This is a genomic window from Cedecea sp. NFIX57, from assembly GCF_900177785.1.
GTDB classification, from domain to species: Bacteria; Pseudomonadota; Gammaproteobacteria; order Enterobacterales; family Enterobacteriaceae; genus Cedecea; species Cedecea neteri_C.
In genome coordinates, this window is the sequence record NZ_FXAS01000090.1 from 1 (window position 1) to 2,910 (window position 2,910).

Below are 2,910 nucleotides of genomic sequence, written 5' to 3' on the forward strand. Positions count from 1 at the left end.
GCGGCGGGGCACGCCGCGTTAGCCTGTGGGGAGATGGCAGCTTTAGGCCGCTCGATGAAGCAGGAACCCACCGAAACGACTCAGACCCTGGTTTGCGCGTAGTAGGAATCCTCGCCCTTTAGGGCGGGGAGGATGTCAATCTATGGCCCACATTTGTCGAGGTGGATAAAGACCCGTTTATCCCATGGTCACGAGTCAGAGATCCACATTTCCCGGCAGGATCACCAGATCGCGAACGGTAACATGCCCCGGGCGGGACAACATAAACAGCACTGCCTCTGCAACGTCTTCTGGCTGTAGCAGACTGCCAGCATCAAGTGCTTCCTGTTGTTTGGCGGCAGGCCAGTCCTTCAGCAGCGCCGTATTAACCGGACCAGGCAGTATTGCCCCGACACGAATACCTTGCGGATAAAGCTGACGGCGTAAGCTATGAACGAATCCCTGTACCGCAAATTTTGACGCGGTATACACGGGCTCATGGACAACCGGTACGACACCGGCGACCGAACTGGTGATCAGAATGTCGCCGGCCTGTTGTGCGATAAAATGGGGAAGGATGACGTGAATACACCGGAAAGTAGCATTCACGTTCAGGTTTAGCATGCGTTCCATCGCCATCGGGTCTGTATCAACAAACGGGCCGCCGGTGTAAAGCCCGGCGTTGGCATGAAAGATGTCCAGTCTTCCGGCAAGAGTGAGCATACGGTCGAGTAGCGTCTCGACCTGTTCAGGTACGGTGATATCAAGGTGCAGGGGAAGGACATTGTTGCCGAGCGTTCGGGCATGGGCCTGGAGTGCAGGCTCATCTCTGTCAACCATAATCACGCGGGCCCCGGCGGCCAGTAAAGCATGGGTGCAGGCCAGTCCGATACCGGAGGCGGCTCCTGTGATGGCCGCAACTTTACCCTGCAGCGAGCAAGGCGTACAAAGAGGAAGACTTTTCATCAGTAAACTCCGTCATAGTGTGAGTCGTTAACTTATTGATGGTGATGTCTGTGGGGCTGGTCGTGCATAGTGATCTGCCTGAATTTGGGTTTCGGGTGGCAGGGGATTACGGGGATGACGCCGGGCGCCCTTAAGGTCATAGCGACTGGGCCAGATACGGGCGGGATGCAGGCCGAGCGCGTGGGCAATCAGCCACTCACCTTTTGGCCATGGGCGCTTCAGGGTATTGCCGAGTGTTGCGGAAGCGAGACCTGCCCTACGGGACACGGCGGCCACGCTGGTGCCGCGTTTATGGAGAGCAGCGATGATATCGGCCGGGTGCCAGTCTTGATTACTCATTGCGGTTACCTCAGTTGTCGGGATAGCAGAGTAAGAACCGTCCGTGGCGCGTGAACATCGAAATCAGTCTGTCTACAAGTGTCGCTTTTCGGCGGCAAAGAAAAAGTGAAGTCGCATCGCCGTGAGTAGAATTCTGGTTGTCTACCCAACATGTCATCCGAATAAACGTTTGGGGGCGGCGCTGTTATCGGACAAAGAGAGGATGTGCAGGTCTTTTGCGCGTGAGGCTCAGGAAAGGCCCATTTCTACCGTTCGGTTTCTGACCCATGCTGGCTACGGATTTTCCAAAGCCCACTGTTTTCAGGGCGAGCGAACCCGTGGCAAAATTGCCATGAATATGCAATGCTCAAGAGTTATGTTTGCAGTAAGCATGAGGCTGCAATCTATACAAACAGGATATCACATCATCTTGTGAAATCAAGGTTTATTTTTTAACGAGATAATGTGATCCATTAAAAAATAACACAATTAAATCAATCAATTACTAAATGATGGCGTCTAATGTCTAAAAAAGATATTCACTTTTCCGATCAAGATAGCACTTTTCAGTTCGGCCCTCGCCTCGCTGAAGCGATGGCGATTTCTGAAGACACCGTCAGTTCTTTAGTTGATAAAACCGGTATACCCAATTCAACTATACGAAGCTACCTAAAGGGGGAATCTACTCCCAGCATACTGCAACTGCGTAAGCTTGCTTCGGGAATGGAAATTAAGGCTGGCTGGTTTTTAGGAGATGAGGAAGGGGTTATCTGCCATAAAGATGATGTATCCAGTATGGAAAAAGATCTGGAATTGTTAAACAGTTTATTCAAATACATGGCTCCAGCTCAGCGAGGGCGAGTACTAAAGCGTGTATTAGCAAGTGTGATTCGACAAATGGAATTGATTCATAATGATAGTGGTGATAACGGTAGATAAATCAAAAGATTACTTTTTTGGTATTGAGGGCAATGAAAGCGTTTTAAGACTGATCACTAAAAGTTAGTTACTATATCTTTCAATCATATCCATACGTGGGCTTTTCTGGCCATGTCCTAGCAGGACTTGTTGATAGTAGATCATCTGTGACCCGCTCAAGGTTCAGATGCAATTCTCAGTTAGTTATGTCAGTTTTTTACCCAAAAATCCTCTTTTTCGCCAACGCTCAAGTGATGGCTGAGATTTTGTGACGTTCTTTTCAGGCCACAGGTTATACCGTGTTGGCACTACCAACACGCTATGCTTCACACAAACATGTTGGCCATGCTTCACAGTCAGTCACAGTAATTTTTCTTGTTGAAAATTGCACGATTAAATTCTCCATCTTCGATAAACAGTTTTCTGTTGTGCCACAGAAAATCATCCTTGACTATGCCCATCTCGCTAACGCTTAACGGATGGACTATCATGCCAGACAAAAAAGAAATGAAAGTCGGCGCGCTGCATTCTGAGCTGTATATCGAGTTGCAAACCCAATATGCAATTAATATCTGGAACGGGCGACGAGCTTCGCATGGCAAGCATTCTCTTATCGGGATGCCACTATTTTTCCGTAAGCGCCCCGTCAGCGACGTCTGGATAAGCTGACTCATCCAGGTAACGATAATGTCCACTATTTTTCCGGATAATGGACACAGAACATTGAAT

Annotated in this window: 5 protein-coding genes; 2 read left to right on the top strand and 3 right to left on the bottom strand. The window is 49.2% G+C overall.

All coding sequences use genetic code 11. The annotated features are described in order from the left end of the window. Nucleotides 1-102, top strand: a 102-nt coding sequence (locus B9Y90_RS27730) for a hypothetical protein (RefSeq protein ID WP_441302670.1), incomplete at its 5' end; no start/stop codon positions are given. Between the two features lie 93 nt (nucleotides 103-195). Here B9Y90_RS27730 and B9Y90_RS25760 read toward each other — a convergent pair. Further along, nucleotides 196-945, bottom strand: coding sequence for an SDR family oxidoreductase (locus B9Y90_RS25760; protein WP_085543114.1), 750 nt, complete (start codon nucleotides 943-945; stop codon nucleotides 196-198). A gap of 27 nt (nucleotides 946-972) precedes the next feature. After that, nucleotides 973-1,284, bottom strand: a complete 312-nt coding sequence (locus B9Y90_RS25765; RefSeq protein ID WP_085543115.1) for a helix-turn-helix domain-containing protein — start codon at nucleotides 1,282-1,284, stop codon at nucleotides 973-975. Nucleotides 1,285-1,785: 501 nt separating this feature from the next. Between B9Y90_RS25765 and B9Y90_RS25770 the strand changes: the two genes are divergently transcribed. Further along, on the top strand, nucleotides 1,786-2,202 hold the full coding sequence (locus B9Y90_RS25770; protein WP_085543116.1) for a helix-turn-helix domain-containing protein: 417 nt from the start codon (nucleotides 1,786-1,788) through the stop codon (nucleotides 2,200-2,202). A 335-nt stretch (nucleotides 2,203-2,537) separates the two neighbouring features. Here the strand turns inward: B9Y90_RS25770 and B9Y90_RS27735 are convergent. After that, nucleotides 2,538-2,910, bottom strand: a 373-nt coding sequence (locus B9Y90_RS27735) for a hypothetical protein (protein WP_441302669.1), incomplete at its 5' end; no start/stop codon positions are given.